We start from the raw sequence: 17,217 nt of genomic DNA on the forward strand, positions 1-17,217 counted from the left end.
ACCGGTTCCCAGGACGCTAAAGATTATTTCAAAAAGTGGGGGGGTATCCATAAAATTTCTGAAAATCCTTCTTTCTCTTCTTTTGCCAATAAATTCCCTGACCGACAACTTTGTCATTAACCCTGTCATGAAAAGTATTATGCTTGCGGTTGGTTAACGCTAAACAATTCCATTCTACGAATTCAAGCTCAGGATATTCAGACACAGGAAAGATATGATGAATCATTTCAGCTGGTACCGACAAACCGTACCTCAAACTTTCTTGACATAGGTAGTCAGACTTCCTCATCATCTTGTCTCGGAACTTTTCCCACTTCTTGGTCTTCAAGGAATGTCTGACTGGCTTATAATAATGTGCCATACGTTCCTCCTTGTCAATGCAAAAAGGACAAGTCAACGACCTGTCCCTCTCATACAAGAAATCTATGGTACCATAATAAACTCTTTTTCGTGAGAAAACAAGTACCCTTTTTTCTCATCTTTGACGAGTGAATTTTGGGAACTCAGATTTGTTGTGTCTGAATACAGGATTCTTTCGCTCAATAGCTTTTTGTTTATGGTAGTCAGTTTCCTTCCAAAACAATCCATCTGGTTTTTGGACTGTGTATCTTAGTGCATCTAAAATCATTTATATCCCTCCCTAAAACTATACCAATTTGTCCGTTGAGTTTGTCATACTGTATATTCTGTTAAACTCAGCGAAAGCCCTTGGACTGTTGATATTATTGCACCTGTTAAGTTTTTTATTTTTAAGTTTGACAACTTTTCAATATGACAAACTTAATAGCAAAAAAAATAAAAGAGTCAGATTTTAAACTTAGCCATATTCTTCTTGAATGTGACTTGTTTGTCTCCAATGTAAATAAGTGTGGTGCGTTCTGACGAGTGGTTAAAGATAGTCATTAAGTCGTTAACTCCATCAAATTTCTGGTAATAGAAAAAGCCAAATGTCTTTCTGATTGAGTGTGCAGCAATGTTGTCAATGTCTAGCTCTGTAGCAACGTGCTTCAGTATCTGGTCAAATCGCTGTCTGCTGATTGGCTTATTTTTCCCTTGTCTGCTCTTAAATACAAAGTGATTAAGAGGTTTCCCTTTAACAAAAGCACGCATGGATTTTTTGAGTTCTGGAGTCATTCTGACTTCACGTAGTTTCTGGGTCTTTCTTTCCCTGAGCTTTATATCCCAACCTTGCACATCCCTTACTCTTATGTTAAGGATATCTGTGATTCTGTATCCAGTATACAAAGCTGTTTCAAAGAGTAGGTAATACATCTCATTCCATTCTCTCAAATAGTCTTCGATTTCATGGATAACATCTCTGTCGGTAATTGGATCCATTCTGTTCATGGTCTCACCTCCTTTCAGCTAAACGAAAAAGCCAGCCTTTATGACTGACTTTCTATGACTTCTGTTGAAACAACTCTTTCTTTAAAAGTTAAGGATATCTCCCAGAATGTTGACTGCGTTTTGTTTTCAGAAGTTCATGCTACAATAATAAATCGTTTTTTGTGAGAATACAAGGTACTTTTTTTCTCATTTTACAGCTCGCCCTTCAATATTGCATATTGCTCCAAAATGATTCTTCTACGACGGTAGATAGTAGCACGGCTCATGAACTTCTGGTCTGCAATTTCTTCCCAACGTAGTTGTGGGTACTGCCAGCGTAGATTGAAGATTTCCTTATCTTCGTCGATTAGGTTAGCCAGTAGCTTGTCCACAATCTCCTTGAAGCCTTCCAGGAACTTCAATGTCGGATCATCTGCGAGTTTGACCGCGATGGTTTCTGTAGGTTTGCTGATTCCGATTGAAGGACTTCCTTGGCTGTCTGGATTTCTTGTTGTCAGCTCTAGCCTTCGTAAATCTATGGTTCGCTGGATACCTCGGAACTTGAATAGTTCTTGGTCCAGCAGTTGAAGTTCCTTGTTGCTCAATTTCTTCAAATGTCACCTCCAAATTCTTGAAAAATGCAACTAAGCCCTCAAGGGTATTCCCTAAAGCTTTCCCAAATTCATAAAATCCCTTGTTTATTGCATTCTGTATGTCCACAAGTTTCTCTGGACTTAGTTTGCCCAGTTCGTGTTCCAACTGTTCCAGTTCCCGATGACGTGACTGTTTAGCCTTTTTCTTCTTGATTCTTTTGTTCATGCGTAACCTCAAAATGTTCTTTTCATAACATTTTCTTTAAAGTCATCAATTTCTTGCATGACCTTTTTTAAAAGATTTTGCTCAACCATCAAATCATGTTCACTAGCACCTTCCCTTTTGATGTAGTGCTGCAAAGCATGTTTAACAATCTGCATTTGCTTGTACTTCAAATACATATCTTCGCCCTCCATTTTCTCTTATTTGCTCTTTTCTTAGCTGTTTCTCTAGCTATTTCATCCCAGACATAGTCAGCATTTTCAAGCATGAGGTCCACGCATTTGTCTTTCAGGGTTTCAATTTCGATTTCTTGGCGCTCAATGTCCTTGTATGCACGATTGTAAAGTTCATCTTTCAGAAACTCGTTTTCCTTGAGTAACTGGACTACATCTATTTCAACCTTGCATCCATAGTCTGGTAATAATCTAATTCCATTAAAACTCATTTAATGCCTCCTGTAATTTTTTTATTATGGTTCTTACATAAATCCATACCGTGAAATCTGTTGGAACATCTGTCACAGAGTGGCTTGTCGCAAGTAAGAAACCTTGGTTGCTGATTTTTAAATAAACTGTAACTCCGATAGAATGTTATTCCTGTTTGACCAATTATAAAATCACATAGCTTTGTCGCTCTTCTCTTGTAGCATTCGTGACATATATCATGTTTTGGAATAAATTGAACAATATCAGCTGTCATTCAACACTCCTAAAACGGCAATCCATCATCAGTAATATCCATAGGCTGCCCACTGAACCCTGGTGGCATCTGCTCATCCATACTGGAATAATTAGCACTATTGTCACGTTTCTCAAGCACTTGGAAACTTTCTGCAACAACTTCAGTCACATAGACACGTTGCCCTTGCTGATTTTCATAGCTTCTGGTCTGAATTCGACCTGTAATACCAATCAGATGACCTTTCTTGGTCCAGTTGGCTAAGTTTTCAGCTTGCTTGTTCCAAATGACGCAGTTGATAAAATCTGCCTCACGGTCGCCAGCTGCATTCTTAAAATTACGATTGACGGCCAGCGTGAATGCTCCTACTGCCACATTGTTAGGTGTATAGCGTAGCTCAACATCTCTGGTCAATCGACCAATCAGTACAACATTATTGATCATCAGATACCGCCTCAACCTTCCTAAAAATATATTTATCAGCAAATTCTTTCTTGTAGCGACATTTGGTCACTCGCATTGCATCATCTTTATTGGTCGTTGGCACATTCGGATTGGCACTGTGCAGATATACTGGCACAGCTTGACCATCTTCAAGTGCCATAAATTCTTTAAATTCAAGGATTCCTACTGTTCTGTGCATTTCTTTTACCATCAGCTCCCCCGTCTCTTCGTGGAAAATGTGATTGATACATTGGCTTGATATACAAAATCATGTCCACACTCATCACAATCAGTTGTGTGTTCAGATTCGTCCATAAACGAATAGTTTTCATCCACATCAAACGAATCATATCTTGTACCGCACCAAGGGCAAACAATGTCATCCTCGCATTCAGTTTCTTCTACTTCGCCAGAAAGGATGTCATTGGTAAGTTTTTTCTCGTTCTCTTCATTCATGCAAGAAAAACAATATTGTGAGAGAAACCACGTTCTGTCCTTGCCACATTTAATACACGTTTCCTTTGTCATCAACTCCCCCGTCCTTTCAAAAATTCTGGTATTGGATCGCCTATGTTAATTTGGTCATATTGCTCTTTAGTGACCATAAATTTCCCATAAGCTCCAACCGTCACAATGTATCTGCTTTGGATAATCTCCTTGTCCGTCACAGTACCAACCATTTCAGCTCCCGCATTGTCTACTTGGTAGACAATGATTTTGGGTTGCTCAATCTTGGCATCTAGCTTGTCAATCTTGTAGATGATCAGCAAAGGGCTCACAAGAATTGATAGTAAAATGCAAAAGTTACCGATACCTGTCAAAATCTTTCTCACAAGTCCGCCTCCTTCACGAATACTCCGTCAATCATCTTGCCCTTACGGTCCTTAATTTCGTCATAAGCGATTTTTAGGCAAGTGTCTGCCGTGGTGCAATTATGGATTGCGATTGAGTGGATGTTGCTATGTAGCATAATCAAAGCTGGCTTGATTAGTGGTGTCATGGTTTCGTTATGATAAATATGCTTGTGTAATCTGTCAGCAAGATTTCCAAGACTGGCAACCATCAGCAACAGTTCCATTTCCTCTGGTGTCGCTCTAATGTCAGCACCATTTTTGACTTGTAGCTCAAGACCCGTCAAGACAACCTGCATATCACCCAGGGCATCCTTAATCAAGTCAGACTTGCCCTTGGCAACTCCTTCAAAGAGTTCTCCAGCCTCTTCCATGAGCTTTTCAAATTGCTTGACCGGGTTGGCTTCGTGTAAATTACGGTCGATAAACCATTGCTGGACTTTTTCATCAAGTGTTTTAGTCATTATTCTTTCTCCTTTGTTTTCTAGCTTTGTTTGCACGTATTTCCAACTCAACCCTTGTTAATGGAAATAATAGAATTACAAGTGAATAAACCAATAATTCCGTTAAAAACAACATAATAGCTCCATATATATTTAATAGCATTCCAACAGGGTAAAATATCTTTGAGTCATGTATGCACCAATCAAGGTATTTCTCCCACTCTTCTTTATTTTTGGGGAATATTTCCCAGAATAGCTTCTTCATTTTGACTCCTTTTCTTTTGAAACTGTAATTAAGTAATAGCAATCAACTGCCCCATAATCAATCCTGATAGTTTGACTTCTGATTTTCTTGCTTGCTATAAAACGCAATCGTTTCTCTGCTGAGTTATTTTTCGCATGTTCAATGATAGCTTCAGCAGCTTTCTCCTTGCTAGCATAGTAACCGATATGGACTGGTTGATGTCCGTTGATGATCATTGTGGCTTCATATATCATCGTTCCTCCTAAAATTTCATGAAGGCCATCCAGTGAGTAGTCCCACGTTGTTGACCAAATAGTGGCTGATGCGGTACTAATTCCAAAATCTCTTTGACATTTACCTGGGCATCGGACCACTTAAAGATAAGTGTTCCGCCCGTCTTTAATACTCGGAAACATTCCTCAAAGCCAAGTTGCAAGTCTAGTCGCCATGTCAGCAAATCAAGCTGACCGTATTGAGCCCTCATAAATGATTTCTGGCCAGCCCATAACAAGTGCGGTGGGTCAAAAACAACCAAGTTGAAGGTCTCATCATCGAAAGGCATATCACGAAAATCAGAAACCACATCTGGCTTTACATTTATTTTCTTCCTGTGGATTTCGAATTCTTCTTCTCGTTTATCCATATAGGTTGTGTGGGGCTCGGCTTTATCAAACCAAAACATCCGACTACCACAGCAGGCATCTAATATTCTTATTTCAGTCATCAATACCTCCTATCATCCATATCCTTCGGATATACAAAGCTATTTCCCACCACACCTTCCAAAATCCGACTGGATAAGGCACCGTTGCCATAATCATCTGCATACAATGTTTTGATTTCCTTGCTGGTCAGATTCGTGTTGATGATCGTATTGCTCCGTTTGTCCAAAATCTCATAGAGAATCTGATGTGTCCACTCATTGTTGCGAGTGTCAGCCTTCCGACTCTCTTTTCCAAGATCGTCCAGAAAGAGAAAGTCAACTTTGCTTAGTAATTCAATCATCTCAGCCTGAGAATAGCCGTTGTCTGTGTGGAAACTCTCCTTGATTTTGGTAAAGAGAGTGACCAGTGATACAAAGAGCACCGACCTCGGATGTCCGTATGCCTTGAATTGCTCATTCATGTACTTGGCCAATCCGTATGTCAGATGACTTTTACCAACTCCTGAAGGTCCTGTCACAATTGCATTGCCAAAGCCCTCATGCCGATAAAATTGCTCAATCCTCTTTGCAAAATTGATAGCCTTCTGGTCAATGTCAGCCTTAATCTCATAGTTATCAAGGCTCTTACTTTTCAGCTTGTCAGATACCAGGCTGTCTCTCTCAAAGACTGCGTAGGTATCAGCAAGCTTGTTGTTAACCTTGCTCTGACTGTTCAGCTTGCTTTCAAAGGTCTGGATTGCTGCCTTGGTGCATTCTGGACATTGCTTGAGCTCTTCCAACTGTCCCTTAATCGGTACCTTTGTCAACCAAAGCTGACAACCGTGGACCTCACATGTTTCGTCCAAGACTTGCCTGGTCTGAAAATTTTTGAATGGATTCATCTAAAAGCCCAACCTTTCGTCAACTTCTGTAGTATTGTTCTTTCTGCTTCGAGGTGGTTGCTGATTGATGTAGTTTTCAAACTTCGTCCCAAACAAAGTAACTGGTCTCAAGAACTTGGCAAATTCCGTTCCTTTCCATTCGCTAGTTTTAGTGTCAATAACTTGTTTGAAGTCTTCGAGTGTGTAACCTTCCTTCAATCTAGCGTTGATATGTTTCTGTGTAGCTTGTGAGCCAGCAGTAAATCTAGTCCCAGCAACTTGATTAAGATAGAGAATCACTTCTGAAACAATATCTATATTATTACTCTTCTCAGTCTTATTCTTCTCAGTCTTATTTCCCTGTAAAATTTCCAGTTCTTGACCTGTATTTTCTACAGTTCCTAACTGTAAAATTTCCAGTTCCTGACCTGTACTTTTTACAGTTCCAGTAACTGCACTTAGATACAGTCTGTTAGGTAGGTTAACACCCTGACGAACTTCTTTCAATAGCCCAATATTTGACAATTCCTTTTTGATTTTGATGACTGTCTTCTCACTTGCTGACAAGTCAAGCATGAATTGCTCATTTGTGTAGTATTGGAAAACTATACCGTCCGAGTCATACCATTTGTTTTTTAGAGACAACTGCAAGCGGTCATAGAGTAAGCCGTACATAAACTTGGCTGCCAAACTCAGTTGATTATACTTTTGATCGTGAATCAATGGCTTTGGGATTCGTATAAAAGCTATGTGACTTTCAACATCTGTCTTCCTAATCATCCTCATTCCTCCGCATTTGTAAATTTGGTGTATTCCTTATGGAAGTACATTTTGACTGTCCCAAGGTCACCATGCCTGTTCTTCTTGATAATCAGCTCAGTTAAGTTCTTTTCTGGCTGATCGTCTTTTTTGTCCTGATAGTAGTCATCACGGTAGAGAAAGGCTACAATATCAGCATCTTGCTCAATACTCCCCGACTCTCTCAAATCGCTCATGATTGGTCGTTTGTCCTGCCGTTGCTCGACACTTCGAGATAGCTGTGATAGTGCAATAACAGGCACTTTCAATTCCTTGGCAATAATCTTCAACTGACGGGAAATCTCCGATACTTCCTGTTGTCTATTGTCTGACCGTGACCCTTGTATCAATTGCAGATAGTCAATGACTATCAGGCCTAGCCCTCCTGTTGCTTGGGCTAACTTTCTAGCTTTGGACCTAATTTCAGCTATTCTGATGCCAGCCGTATCATCAATGTAGATTGGTGCTTCTGCTAGTTGCCCTTGGGCATAAATCAACCGTTGCCACTCAATCGGTGTCAGCTTCCCTGTCCTGATGTGATAGCTCTTGATGGTGCCTTCAGCTGCAAGCATACGCTCCACCAAGCTCTCTGCACCCATTTCCAAAGAGAATATGGCCACAGGCTTGTTGGATTTGCAGGCTACATTCTGGGCAATGTTGAGGGCAAATGCCGTCTTACCCATTGCGGGTCTAGCCGCTAAGATAATCAACTGGTCCTCGTGCAGTCCAGTTGTCAGCCTGTCAAAATCGGTAAATCCAGTAGCAATGCCTGTCGCATCACTTGACACATTTGAGCGTTGCTCAATCTTGCTATGACTGTCTAAAATCACATCATAGATTGGTTTGAAACCTGTGTTATGATTAGAATTGCTTGCATTGACCAAGGCCTGTTCAGCTCTTGCAATCAGGTCATTGGCAGACATTTCACCAGAGTATGCACCTGTAACCGTATCTGAAAGATTGGCAATGACTTTCCTCAACAGAGCCTTCTCAGCAACTGTCTTAGCGTAAAATTCGGCATTGGCACTAGTCGGAACAGCGTTGACAATTTCAGCAATGTAAGCCAATCCTCCAATGCCACTCAAGTCTCCCTGGTCTTCCAGAGCGGTCTTCATCGTGACAGCATCAATCGCTTGCCCTTTGTCTGACAAGGTCTGCATAGTCCGAAAGATTATCTGATGTCCAGGTCTGTAAAAATCTTCTGGTTTTAGATGTTCAGCGACTAAGACAATTTTTTCTGGATCAATAAAGATAGACCCAAGGACTGCCTGCTCGGCTAAAATATCTTGAGGTGGACTGTGTAGATCATTCATTGTCTCCCTCTACTTTCTGATTTGAGTTTTTCTCCATTATCCCAACAATATTTGTCAGCATACTTTTGTGTAGAGTGATATAGTTATTTTTCTTGATTTGGCTCGCGAAAATACAAATACGCTCACCAAAGTAGTTGCATTTTTCGGTTTCTCTGTATCGCTCATCTTGTGTTATCTGTTCCTTATTTGCGAAGCTGAAAAGAATCACTTCGTCCGACTCTCTCCATTCTCCACTCAGGCACTTAGACAGACTTTCAAGTGCCAATTGAAACATAAAATCTTTAGCCATTATATTTCTCCTCCCACATCTCAGTATTTACACCTTTATTAAACAAATCCTGTTGGTAAACTCTGGCTTCTTGCCAAGTATTAAAAGATTTCTTGTAGTGGTACTTCCTGCGACCACGTTTGTTTTTCTTTGCCACAACCCAGACCATAGCTAGACCTCACGATCGGCCAATAGTTCAGCCTGGCACTTGTTGACATTCTCCAAAAAGTCAATCCGTCTTTTTAATTGATCAATAAGTCTGGCCTGACCGACACACTCTTGATTTTTTAGTAAGGCCAACTTCTTGTATTCCTTGGCTGTGTGCCTAGCGTTAGCCAATTCACGTTCGAGCTCATGTTGACTTTGAGGGATATAGTCATCTTCCTCAATGCTCATAAACTTCTTCATCATGTTCCAAAATTTCATATCATCCTCCGTAGTATGTCCGAATCTGTAAGTATCTCAAATTCCGTTCTGGTTGCTTCTCTTCAATCACAGGCTCCTTGACCTCTATTTCAATCTCAACAGGCTTACGGATTAGCCAGATTAAGATTGGGGTCAAAATAGCAATAGCAAGTAATGCTTGTTCGGTTGTTAGTAGTAGTTCATCCATTTTTTCACCCTATCTTTTTCATCTTATCCATCTCTTTTTTCCAAGCTGGTGTGTTGCGATACTGCAAGTACTCGTCAAATCCTGTGATGGTAACCAACATACCTCCATCACGCAGAGCGTTCTGTTGACTGGGTAACTTTTGCATCTCTCTACGACGTTCGGCAGCTTGTCTTTCGGTATATCCAAAAATGTGTGCCAATTCGGCATCATTCGCAGAGATTTTTTCAATGATGACATCCTTGATTCTGATAACTTCTGTTGCACTCATGGAAAATTCCTCCGTAATATGATATAATTCAATTGTTTATTTAAGTAAGAGCCTGATTGCCGTCAGGCTTTTTTGTGTTTTACAGTTCATAAGCGTTCATCTCCAAAATTTTCATTTTGGTATTTGTGCTTGGTTCCCATGTCATCCAGTAAGACAATGCTGCTTCAGCAAATTTCTTTGGCAACATATCATAGCGATTGATATTGAAATGGTCTTTAAAATCAACCTCAGCTTGTCGAAAGACCGACTGTGCAAAGACTTTATCAGCATAAGCTGGACTATCCATTCCACCTAGACAAGCGACGACACGGGCTTTTCTCTTCTTCAGCAAGGCTTGAGCAAAACTAGGATGAATCGGTTGTTCATTTTTGAGATAGTCAACATCTTGAGCCAATGCCAACTGCTGCTCTTTCAGTTTCTTCTGACCAGTAAATAGAGCGATAAAAGCTTCATCAGATAAATTTTCTGGCACATAAGCTCCCTGTTGGCGAATCTGTGGTAATACCTCACTTGTGACCCAACGTTTGAATTCTTTTGCCTGTGGCAACTTACTGGATAAAATTAGTGAATAGAGACCAGATTCGTTGATGATGATTGTATTTTGGATACGACCCAAACTATCGGTGAGTCCGTGTTTCACGGAGTCATCCTCATCAACATGTCGAGAAATTGCATCAAGTGGTTTTAGATAACCTAAAATATCTGCCACATCTTTTCCAACAAACCAAGGTTCGTTGTTAATGGTTACAGTACGGACTTCCTGCCCGTGGAAAACAAAAATTTCATTCATGCTATTCCCTCTTCTACTCCTCTTCAAAACTTTCCCAACTCTCAGAAATTCTAAGTTTCTTGTTTACTTTCAGCTTGAGGTCATCACTACCATGACCATCTTTTAGTAGTCGACTGACCATGGCTGGTGAAACACCAAGCACAATCGCAAAGTCTGACTGCGACCAACCACGTTCGTGTAGTCGCTTTTTAACCAAATCAATCCATTTTTGATGTTGTTGGCTCATATTTTCCCTTTCTATTTTTGGTATAATTGACTTGAAATCTTTAATGAAAGGAGGTCAAGTCATGAAACAATTTATTCTCGATTGTATTGGTGACCGTGATGAGTTTACAATCACAATCACTTTCTCAAACGGAGACAAGATTGACTTTTTCCAAGTCTATGACGACTGCTCTGAGAGTGCTAATGCCATAGACCTCGTTGAAGTCGAAACAGATTTCCGTCATCTAGTCAATCTTGACTACGTTGTTCACGTTCGGCTGAACGTTTGATTTATTGTCACCTAATCCTTGTGATTAGGTGTTTTTTGCTGACAAGCCCTACGCTTGATTGCGATTTCTAAACTTTTGATAAGCCCTCCTGGCTGATGAATGCCAAGGACCGAAATCTTTTTCAAACTTGAAATCGCTTCTTCGTAAGTTTCTGATGTAATTAAAATCTCATCAACCATATTTTCAAAATGTTTTTCAATGATTTCTTTCATCACTCTCTCCTTTTCAAGTAGCTGCCAAGATTAAAAACGCTATTCCTTTTCTTTAATTCCAAAGGGATTAGACTTTAATTCATGCAAGGTTGTCTCAATATGGTCTAAATGTTGTTTCAATTCATCCCTTGCTACCCTTGATGCCTTGAATTCAGTCGCGATGATTTCAAGGCTTTCTGCTATCCGTTCAAAGATAGATTTCATTTTTCCCCCTCCTTTTCATAAAATTAGTTAAAAAGTTAGTAAATCTCTTGACAAGTTTTAATGTTTTATATTAAAATAAAGCCATAAAGAAAACACTTGATAAAACAATAGTTCAATCAATACATTCTGCTCGCCAAAGCTTTTATTTTTTGAATTAGTTTTAACTTTTGTTTTCACTAACTCTTTAACTTTACAAAAACTATTATAATGTATCACATTAAAAATATCAAGCATTTTAATGAGAAATATTAAATATTTTTTGTCATGTCTTAGAAAGGCTGATAAATCAATGTTTATTACATTTGATAGAATAAAAAGTCTTGCACAAAAACAGGGACTTTCAATAAATTCCTTAGAAGCAAAATTAGGATATAGTAGAAATACTATCTATAATCTTAAAACTTCTAAACCCTCAACTGAACGGATTGCAGAAATCGCCGACTATTTCAACGTATCGACAGACTACCTGCTCGGACGGACCGACAACCCACGGATTGCTGGTGATGAGACAGCTATCATTGACGGTCAAGTTGTTGACTTGAGAGAAGCCGCTGCTCACACCATGTTATTTGATGGTAGGCCACTTGATGAAGACGATATAGATTTCATCACTGCGGTACTATCTGCACACTTCAAAAATAAACAGAAGGACTAATCGCCTATGAAACTAGACCAACTCTGTAAAGAGTTTGGGGTGGAATTGTGTCTGTTCGATGCTAGCGACTGGCATAGTTCAGGATTTTACAATCCAATAACCAAGGTCTTAGGGGTTGATGTGAATTTGTCTGAGCAAGAACAAAAACAAGTCGCCCTGCATGAGTTACAACATAAGAATCACTTTCCGTATCAATATCAACTTTTCAGAGAGAGATGCGAACTTGACGCAAATAGAAATATGATCCACCATCTTTTGAAGGAAGAATTAGAAATTGCCGAGGACCGCACTCAATTTAATTACCTGGTATTTATGGAAAAGTACAAATTAAAGACCATAGCTGATGAGGCCATGGTCAAGGAAGAATACTATAATTTAGTAAGTGGATATTAGCTTTAGGAGGATTTTATGAATACATTATTTATTTTGTTACTGTTGATAAGTGGTTTTGGAATTTGGTATTTTTGGAAAAAGTCACCAAATAAACGGAATCGTGTTATAGCAATCCTTTCATTTATCTTCTCTTTCATCTTGGTCGGTGTCACAGCTCCTAAACAAGAGTCTACTGATCCGAATACCAATGAATCAACAACGGTTCGATCGTCATACTCGTATACTGATGAGGAAGCTAAGGAATTTGCAATTTATTTTAAAGAAAATGCTGAAGTGTTGGACGCTGGAAATAAAATTGATTTTATAGTAGGAACAGATGAAAAATATATATCTGCTCGTGTAGGAGAATCTTGGGGCGACGAAAATATTAGTCGAAAAATATATCTCGCGAATGAACTTCAAAAGGAAAAGAACCGATTGTTCGTTGAATGGCTTAAATCAAAAGATGCTACACTTAACAGCGACGACTTTCTCCCAAATTTAATTGTGACAATATCCGACACAGATCATACCATTATTGCACAAGAGTACAATGGTACAATGAAAATCATCGAAAAATAAAAGATTGTTAAACATATAAAAAGCCCTACGCTCAAATTTTGGTCGAGGAGAGCGTAAGGCAAGTTCGTATAGTAAAAACCTGCTTTGCAGTAGGTCTCTTTACTATACCCATTTTATCAGAAAATGAGGTAAATTTCAATGTGGATAGAGGAACAAAGTAATGGAAGATTAAGATATGTTGAACGGATTAAAGATCCATATACAGGCAAAAAAAGAAGAGTCTATGAGCAGATAGAAAAAAATACACCGCAAGCCAGAAAAAAAGCAGCTGTTGCATTGCAAATGCAAATCAACGATATACTCAATACAAAGCCCGTAAATGATAAAATCACCTTTGGGGAAGTTTACAAAGATTTTTATGACGAATGGACGCTGGGTGTTAAAAAGTCAACTGCATACTCGACTTCTCACATTGATAAACTAATTCGTGAGAAGATTCCAGCCGATTATCTAATTGTAAAAATTGATAGGCGATTCTTGCAAAAACTGTTCAACCAGTTGCTGACAGATGGACGGTCACATAACTATGTAAAAAAAGTAAAGTGGAAATTAAATCAAATCTTCAAGTATGCTCTTAGGATGGATTATGTTAGCACCAACGAGATGATTAGTGTTGAGATTCCCAAGGAAATCTTAACGCCCGAAAAGATCCAAAAAAAGAAAACAAAATTCTTGGATAAGAAAGAATTTCAGTTGTTTATCCAAAACTTGAGGGAAGAAACATATTGTGATTATCGTGTTAAGAAATACCTACGGATTGCAATAATACTTTATATGACTGGTATGAGATACGGTGAACTTTCGGGCATCGACCCTGAAACAGATATTGACTTCAAAAATCGAAAAATACATATTCGCTATAATTATGACTTTAGAAGTCGAGAGCGTACAATCCCTAAAACAATGACTTCTGATAGGACTATTGATGTACCTAAGGTGGTTATAAAAATCATTAAAGAGCAAATAGCTGAAAATGTGAAGAATGGATTTGGTACTGATTATTTGTTTATTAACACAAAGGGACGACCGATTACTCCAGAACGTGTAATAGGAGCGATGAAAAGACATGGCGAGAAAGCAGGCATCGAGAAAAATATTACCACACACACATTTCGACATTCGCATATCTCATTACTGGCTGAAATGGGAATTCCACTGCGAGCCATTATGGAACGTGTCGGTCATTCTGACTCAAAAACAACCTTGGAAATCTACAACCATGTTACCATGCAGATGACGTTGGATCTATCTCATAAGTTGGATGAAGTAAAGTTTTTTTGAAGTTGCCCCTATTTTGCCCCTATTTCTAAAAATAAGCCAAAGAAAACCCTCTGAAAGCTTGATTTCAAAGGGTTTTTAGACTGTACGCAAAAAGAGCACACACCCGACTTCGCTTAGGGCTGCTGGATTCCTCCCCTGACCCGCTTCACGCACGAATGTTGCTCCGTTTATTATTATAACACAAATTGACTAAAATGCAAGTTTAGAGTGTAAACTAGCTATCCGAAACTGTCTCTTGCTGAGCTTTCAAGGCCTCTTTCTCAGCCTTTTGCTTCTCTCTTCTTTGTCTGAAAAAGTCTTGCATAATCTTAGCACAAGCCTCTTCCAAGATCCCCTTCTCCACTTCTACACGGTGATTGAGCCGCTCATCTGTCAAAATATCATAGAGGCTACCTGCAGCACCAAACTTCTGATTGGTAGCACCGTACACCACCTGGGGAATACGAGCCAAGCCAATAGCACCGCTACACATCACACAAGGTTCAATCGTCACAAAAAGGGTCGAATCAAGCAAGCGCCAATTCCCTTCCTCTCGATTGGCTTCTTGGATGGCCATAACCTCAGCGTGCATGATTGCCTGATTGAGTTCCTCACGCGCATTATGCCCTCTGCCAATAATCTGGCCATCCTTGACAATCACACAACCAATTGGAATTTCATCCTTTTCTAGCGACTTTCTAGCTTCCTGCAATGCTTGAGTCATAAAATACTCTTTTTCTTCATGTGTATAGTTCATAAATCTATTATAGCACAGCCCTGATAACAGTTCAAAATCACTTCTTTATTCTCTGCTATGAAAATCAATCTAACACTACTTCTTCCTTGTCACACATTTCTTTCAAAATTCTGCCCTTCTATTAACTTAAAAATATAAAAATACCTCCTCAGTCGAGAAGGTAGGGGGAGCAATATTGATATTTACAGATATTAATATATCATATATTGTCGATATTGTCAAGAAAATTTTAAAAAAAATGTCAAAAACAGCCCCGAAAGGCTGTCTCTACACTGATTATTACAATTCGCCAACTAATTTCACAACATTTTCTACTGTGAAGCCGTAGTTGTCAATAACTGTTTGGGCTGGAGCTGAGGCACCGAATGTATCGATACCAAGGACTTTACCGTCAAGACCGACATACTTGTACCAACTTTGAGTTGCACCCATTTCAATTGCCAAGCGACGACGGATGGCATTTGGTAGAATTTCTTCCTTGTAGGCAGCATCTTGTGCATCGAAGAGCTCAGTTGATGGCACAGAAACCACACGAACTTTTGTACCAGCTGCTTCTAGTTCTTTGGCAGCTTTAACAGCCAAGTTCACTTCTGAACCAGATGCAAGAAGGATTGTGTCAAAGCCTGCTGCTTCGTAAACCACATAAGCACCTTTAGCAACCTTGTCAAAGTCGGTTCCTTCTTCAACTGTCAAGTTTTGACGAGTGAGGACAAGAGCTGATGGAGTTGATTTGCTAGTCAATGACAAGTACCAAGCTGCCTGTGTTTCACGCGCATCTGCTGGGCGGAAGACATTGAGGTTTGGCATAGCACGAAGTCCTGCCAAGTGCTCAATCGGCTCGTGAGTTGGACCATCTTCACCGACGGCGATTGAGTCATGAGTGAAGACATAAGTCACAGGAAGTCCTTGAAGAGCTGACAAACGAACTGCTGCTTTTACATAGTCTGAGAAGACGAAGAAGGTACCACCATAGACACGAAGTCCGCCGTGGGCTGCCATACCATTCAAGATAGTTCCCATGGCAAATTCACGCACACCAAACTGGATATTGCGGTTGAGCGGATTAACAGAATCTTGCAAACCATCTTCCTTGATGTAGGTCATGTTTGAATGAGCCAAGTCAGCTGAACCACCGAGGAAGGTTGGCAAGACCTTAGCTGCTGCGTTGAGGGCATCTTGCGATGAGTTACGAGTTGCTTGTGAGAAGCCATTTTCGTAAACTGGGAAGTCTTCTGGCTTGATTTCGACTACATCACGACCTTCCAAGATAGCTGTTACTTCTGCAGCCAATTCTGGATGTGCTACTTTGTAGTCTTCAACTAATTTCACCCAAGCATCGTAGGCTGCTGCACCGCGATCAGCTACATTAGCTTTGAAGTCCGCATAGACTTCAGCTGGAATTTCAAATGGTGCATAGTTCCAATCAAGCGCCTTACGAGTTGCTTCTGTTTCTTCTGCACCAAGTGGAGCACCGTGAACAGCATTTGTACCTTGTTTGTTTGGCGAACCATGACCGATAACAGTCTTGATTTCGATAAGAGATGGCTTACCAGCTACTTTTGCCTTTTCAATAGCAGCAAAGATGGCATCTACATCTGTACCGTCTGTTACGAGGTCTGTATGCCAGCCATAAGCATTGTAGCGAGCACGCACATCTTCTGTGAAGGAGTCTTTTGTTTCGCCATCCAAGTTGATGTCATTTGAATCGTAAAGAACGATGAGTTTTTCTAATTTTTGAAGACCTGCGTAAGAAGCCGCTTCTGCTGAAACACCTTCCATCAAGTCGCCATCACCACAGATTACGTAAGTATAGTGGTCAAAGATTGGGAAACCATCGCGGTTATATTTAGCTGCAAGGAAACGCTCTGCTTGCGCAAAACCTGTTGCAGTTGAGATACCTTGTCCAAGAGGACCTGTTGTTGCATCTACACCTGCTGTGTGACCAAATTCTGGGTGACCTGGTGTTTTTGAACCCCATTGACGGAAGTTCTTGATCTCGTCCATGCTTACTTCTTCAAAACCTGAAAGGTGAAGAAGTCCGTAAAGCAACATAGAGCCATGTCCTGCTGACAAGATAAAGCGGTCGCGGTTGATCCAGTTTGGTTGAGCTGGGTTGATGCGGAGCTCTTTGGTAAAGAGGCTGTAAGCCATTGGAGCTGCACCCATAACAACACCTGGGTGACCTGATTTTGATTTTTCAATGGCATCGATACCAAGGAAACGAATTGCGTTTACTGAAAGTTGTGACATCTTATTCTCCTTTAATAAAGTCATAGTTCTATTATACCATAAAGCGTTTTCGCTT

The 17,217-nt window shown here is 40.0% G+C and carries 32 protein-coding genes and 1 other RNA gene; 5 read left to right on the forward strand and 28 right to left on the reverse strand.

Translation table 11 applies throughout. The features are described 5' to 3' along the window. Positions 1 to 28: 28 nt before the first annotated feature. From P7J49_RS02990 to P7J49_RS03100, 23 genes are all read right to left on the reverse strand, one after another. The gene (locus tag P7J49_RS02990; RefSeq protein WP_408569291.1) at positions 29 to 361 is read right to left on the reverse strand and encodes an HNH endonuclease; all 333 of its coding nucleotides are present in this window, start codon (positions 359 to 361) and stop codon (positions 29 to 31) included. A gap of 443 nt (positions 362 to 804) precedes the next feature. Continuing rightward, the gene (locus P7J49_RS02995; RefSeq protein ID WP_024390676.1) at positions 805 to 1,347 is read right to left on the reverse strand and encodes a tyrosine-type recombinase/integrase; all 543 of its coding nucleotides are present in this window, start codon (positions 1,345 to 1,347) and stop codon (positions 805 to 807) included. Between the two features lie 191 nt (positions 1,348 to 1,538). Continuing rightward, a complete protein-coding gene (locus tag P7J49_RS03000) occupies positions 1,539 to 1,940 on the reverse strand; it encodes a transcriptional regulator (RefSeq protein WP_408569293.1) in 402 nt (133 codons plus the stop codon). 213 nt (positions 1,941 to 2,153) lie between these two features. After that, on the reverse strand, positions 2,154 to 2,321 hold the full coding sequence (locus P7J49_RS03005) for a hypothetical protein (RefSeq protein WP_408569294.1): 168 nt from the start codon (positions 2,319 to 2,321) through the stop codon (positions 2,154 to 2,156). Continuing rightward, positions 2,312 to 2,587 carry a hypothetical protein gene (locus P7J49_RS03010; protein ID WP_408569296.1) on the reverse strand — a complete coding sequence of 92 codons (276 nt, stop codon included), beginning with the start codon at positions 2,585 to 2,587 and terminating at the stop codon, positions 2,312 to 2,314. Before P7J49_RS03010 ends, P7J49_RS03005 begins: the two co-directional genes overlap by 10 nt. A gap of 263 nt (positions 2,588 to 2,850) precedes the next feature. Continuing rightward, positions 2,851 to 3,264, reverse strand: a complete 414-nt coding sequence (gene ssb, locus P7J49_RS03015) for a single-stranded DNA-binding protein (protein ID WP_408569298.1) — start codon at positions 3,262 to 3,264, stop codon at positions 2,851 to 2,853. Then, positions 3,254 to 3,463, reverse strand: a complete 210-nt coding sequence (locus P7J49_RS03020) for a hypothetical protein (RefSeq protein ID WP_043035793.1) — start codon at positions 3,461 to 3,463, stop codon at positions 3,254 to 3,256. The genes ssb and P7J49_RS03020 overlap by 11 nt, the downstream gene beginning before the upstream one ends. Positions 3,464 to 3,474: 11 nt before the next feature. Then, positions 3,475 to 3,792, reverse strand: a complete 318-nt coding sequence (locus P7J49_RS03025; protein WP_408569300.1) for a hypothetical protein — start codon at positions 3,790 to 3,792, stop codon at positions 3,475 to 3,477. Further along, positions 3,792 to 4,097: a DUF1372 family protein gene (locus tag P7J49_RS03030; RefSeq protein WP_408569302.1), complete on the reverse strand. Its 306-nt coding sequence runs from the start codon at positions 4,095 to 4,097 to the stop codon at positions 3,792 to 3,794. The genes P7J49_RS03025 and P7J49_RS03030 overlap by 1 nt, the downstream gene beginning before the upstream one ends. Next, positions 4,094 to 4,579, reverse strand: a complete 486-nt coding sequence (locus P7J49_RS03035; protein ID WP_408569304.1) for a MazG-like family protein — start codon at positions 4,577 to 4,579, stop codon at positions 4,094 to 4,096. Before P7J49_RS03035 ends, P7J49_RS03030 begins: the two co-directional genes overlap by 4 nt. After that, entirely contained in the window at positions 4,572 to 4,823 is a 252-nt protein-coding gene (locus P7J49_RS03040; protein WP_408569306.1) for a hypothetical protein, read from the reverse strand. The genes P7J49_RS03035 and P7J49_RS03040 overlap by 8 nt, the downstream gene beginning before the upstream one ends. Beyond that, a complete protein-coding gene (locus P7J49_RS03045; RefSeq protein ID WP_408569307.1) occupies positions 4,820 to 5,056 on the reverse strand; it encodes a hypothetical protein in 237 nt (78 codons plus the stop codon). Before P7J49_RS03045 ends, P7J49_RS03040 begins: the two co-directional genes overlap by 4 nt. Positions 5,057 to 5,064: 8 nt before the next feature. Beyond that, positions 5,065 to 5,526, reverse strand: coding sequence for a class I SAM-dependent methyltransferase (locus P7J49_RS03050; RefSeq protein WP_408569309.1), 462 nt, complete (start codon positions 5,524 to 5,526; stop codon positions 5,065 to 5,067). Continuing rightward, positions 5,526 to 6,347, reverse strand: coding sequence for an ATP-binding protein (locus P7J49_RS03055; RefSeq protein ID WP_408569311.1), 822 nt, complete (start codon positions 6,345 to 6,347; stop codon positions 5,526 to 5,528). Before P7J49_RS03055 ends, P7J49_RS03050 begins: the two co-directional genes overlap by 1 nt. Beyond that, complete coding sequence (locus P7J49_RS03060) at positions 6,348 to 7,106, reverse strand: conserved phage C-terminal domain-containing protein (protein ID WP_408569313.1); 759 nt, start codon at positions 7,104 to 7,106, stop codon at positions 6,348 to 6,350. Positions 7,107 to 7,108: 2 nt separating this feature from the next. Beyond that, positions 7,109 to 8,437 carry a replicative DNA helicase gene (gene dnaB, locus P7J49_RS03065; protein WP_408569315.1) on the reverse strand — a complete coding sequence of 443 codons (1,329 nt, stop codon included), beginning with the start codon at positions 8,435 to 8,437 and terminating at the stop codon, positions 7,109 to 7,111. Beyond that, positions 8,430 to 8,726, reverse strand: a complete 297-nt coding sequence (locus P7J49_RS03070; RefSeq protein ID WP_408569316.1) for a hypothetical protein — start codon at positions 8,724 to 8,726, stop codon at positions 8,430 to 8,432. Before P7J49_RS03070 ends, dnaB begins: the two co-directional genes overlap by 8 nt. Further along, positions 8,719 to 8,874, reverse strand: coding sequence for a hypothetical protein (locus P7J49_RS03075; RefSeq protein ID WP_408569318.1), 156 nt, complete (start codon positions 8,872 to 8,874; stop codon positions 8,719 to 8,721). Before P7J49_RS03075 ends, P7J49_RS03070 begins: the two co-directional genes overlap by 8 nt. A 2-nt stretch (positions 8,875 to 8,876) precedes the next feature. Further along, positions 8,877 to 9,131 (reverse strand): hypothetical protein, encoded by a 255-nt coding sequence (locus P7J49_RS03080; protein WP_408569320.1) that lies wholly within the window; start codon positions 9,129 to 9,131, stop codon positions 8,877 to 8,879. Position 9,132: 1 nt separating this feature from the next. Continuing rightward, the gene (locus P7J49_RS03085; RefSeq protein ID WP_408569321.1) at positions 9,133 to 9,318 is read right to left on the reverse strand and encodes a hypothetical protein; all 186 of its coding nucleotides are present in this window, start codon (positions 9,316 to 9,318) and stop codon (positions 9,133 to 9,135) included. Positions 9,319 to 9,322: 4 nt separating this feature from the next. Further along, positions 9,323 to 9,586: a hypothetical protein gene (locus P7J49_RS03090; RefSeq protein ID WP_099776300.1), complete on the reverse strand. Its 264-nt coding sequence runs from the start codon at positions 9,584 to 9,586 to the stop codon at positions 9,323 to 9,325. Positions 9,587 to 9,665: 79 nt separating this feature from the next. Then, positions 9,666 to 10,376 (reverse strand): ORF6C domain-containing protein, encoded by a 711-nt coding sequence (locus P7J49_RS03095; RefSeq protein WP_044770661.1) that lies wholly within the window; start codon positions 10,374 to 10,376, stop codon positions 9,666 to 9,668. 13 nt (positions 10,377 to 10,389) lie between these two features. Next, positions 10,390 to 10,602 (reverse strand): transcriptional regulator, encoded by a 213-nt coding sequence (locus P7J49_RS03100; RefSeq protein ID WP_029185595.1) that lies wholly within the window; start codon positions 10,600 to 10,602, stop codon positions 10,390 to 10,392. 61 nt (positions 10,603 to 10,663) lie between these two features. Here P7J49_RS03100 and P7J49_RS03105 point away from each other — a divergent pair, with 61 nt between their 5' ends. Then, positions 10,664 to 10,870: a hypothetical protein gene (locus P7J49_RS03105; RefSeq protein WP_408569324.1), complete on the forward strand. Its 207-nt coding sequence runs from the start codon at positions 10,664 to 10,666 to the stop codon at positions 10,868 to 10,870. An 11-nt stretch (positions 10,871 to 10,881) separates the two neighbouring features. Here P7J49_RS03105 and P7J49_RS03110 read toward each other — a convergent pair whose 3' ends face one another. After that, positions 10,882 to 11,082, reverse strand: coding sequence for a hypothetical protein (locus P7J49_RS03110; RefSeq protein WP_172069140.1), 201 nt, complete (start codon positions 11,080 to 11,082; stop codon positions 10,882 to 10,884). A 39-nt stretch (positions 11,083 to 11,121) separates the two neighbouring features. After that, positions 11,122 to 11,286, reverse strand: a complete 165-nt coding sequence (locus tag P7J49_RS03115) for a hypothetical protein (protein ID WP_238716118.1) — start codon at positions 11,284 to 11,286, stop codon at positions 11,122 to 11,124. A 289-nt stretch (positions 11,287 to 11,575) separates the two neighbouring features. Between P7J49_RS03115 and P7J49_RS03120 the strand changes: the two genes are divergently transcribed. The 4 genes from P7J49_RS03120 to P7J49_RS03135 all read left to right on the forward strand — a co-directional run bounded on the left by P7J49_RS03120 (position 11,576) and on the right by P7J49_RS03135 (position 14,176). Then, positions 11,576 to 11,941: a helix-turn-helix domain-containing protein gene (locus P7J49_RS03120; protein WP_408569327.1), complete on the forward strand. Its 366-nt coding sequence runs from the start codon at positions 11,576 to 11,578 to the stop codon at positions 11,939 to 11,941. A 6-nt stretch (positions 11,942 to 11,947) separates the two neighbouring features. Next, positions 11,948 to 12,334 carry an ImmA/IrrE family metallo-endopeptidase gene (locus tag P7J49_RS03125; RefSeq protein ID WP_408569329.1) on the forward strand — a complete coding sequence of 129 codons (387 nt, stop codon included), beginning with the start codon at positions 11,948 to 11,950 and terminating at the stop codon, positions 12,332 to 12,334. A gap of 15 nt (positions 12,335 to 12,349) precedes the next feature. Then, entirely contained in the window at positions 12,350 to 12,895 is a 546-nt protein-coding gene (locus P7J49_RS03130; RefSeq protein WP_408569330.1) for a hypothetical protein, read from the forward strand. A gap of 138 nt (positions 12,896 to 13,033) precedes the next feature. Next, positions 13,034 to 14,176: a tyrosine-type recombinase/integrase gene (locus P7J49_RS03135; RefSeq protein ID WP_408569332.1), complete on the forward strand. Its 1,143-nt coding sequence runs from the start codon at positions 13,034 to 13,036 to the stop codon at positions 14,174 to 14,176. An 82-nt stretch (positions 14,177 to 14,258) separates the two neighbouring features. Here P7J49_RS03135 and ffs read toward each other — a convergent pair. The 3 genes from ffs to tkt form a co-directional block, all read right to left on the reverse strand. Beyond that, positions 14,259 to 14,348, reverse strand: an RNA gene (gene ffs / locus P7J49_RS03140) — signal recognition particle sRNA small type. A gap of 42 nt (positions 14,349 to 14,390) precedes the next feature. Continuing rightward, the gene (gene tadA / locus P7J49_RS03145) at positions 14,391 to 14,912 is read right to left on the reverse strand and encodes a tRNA adenosine(34) deaminase TadA (RefSeq protein WP_408569333.1); all 522 of its coding nucleotides are present in this window, start codon (positions 14,910 to 14,912) and stop codon (positions 14,391 to 14,393) included. A 279-nt stretch (positions 14,913 to 15,191) separates the two neighbouring features. Continuing rightward, on the reverse strand, positions 15,192 to 17,162 hold the full coding sequence (gene tkt / locus P7J49_RS03150; RefSeq protein WP_408569335.1) for a transketolase: 1,971 nt from the start codon (positions 17,160 to 17,162) through the stop codon (positions 15,192 to 15,194). Positions 17,163 to 17,217: the final 55 nt, after the last annotated feature.

The sequence above is a fragment of the Streptococcus suis genome (assembly GCF_046032515.1).
Classification (GTDB): domain Bacteria; phylum Bacillota; class Bacilli; order Lactobacillales; family Streptococcaceae; genus Streptococcus; species Streptococcus suis_AL.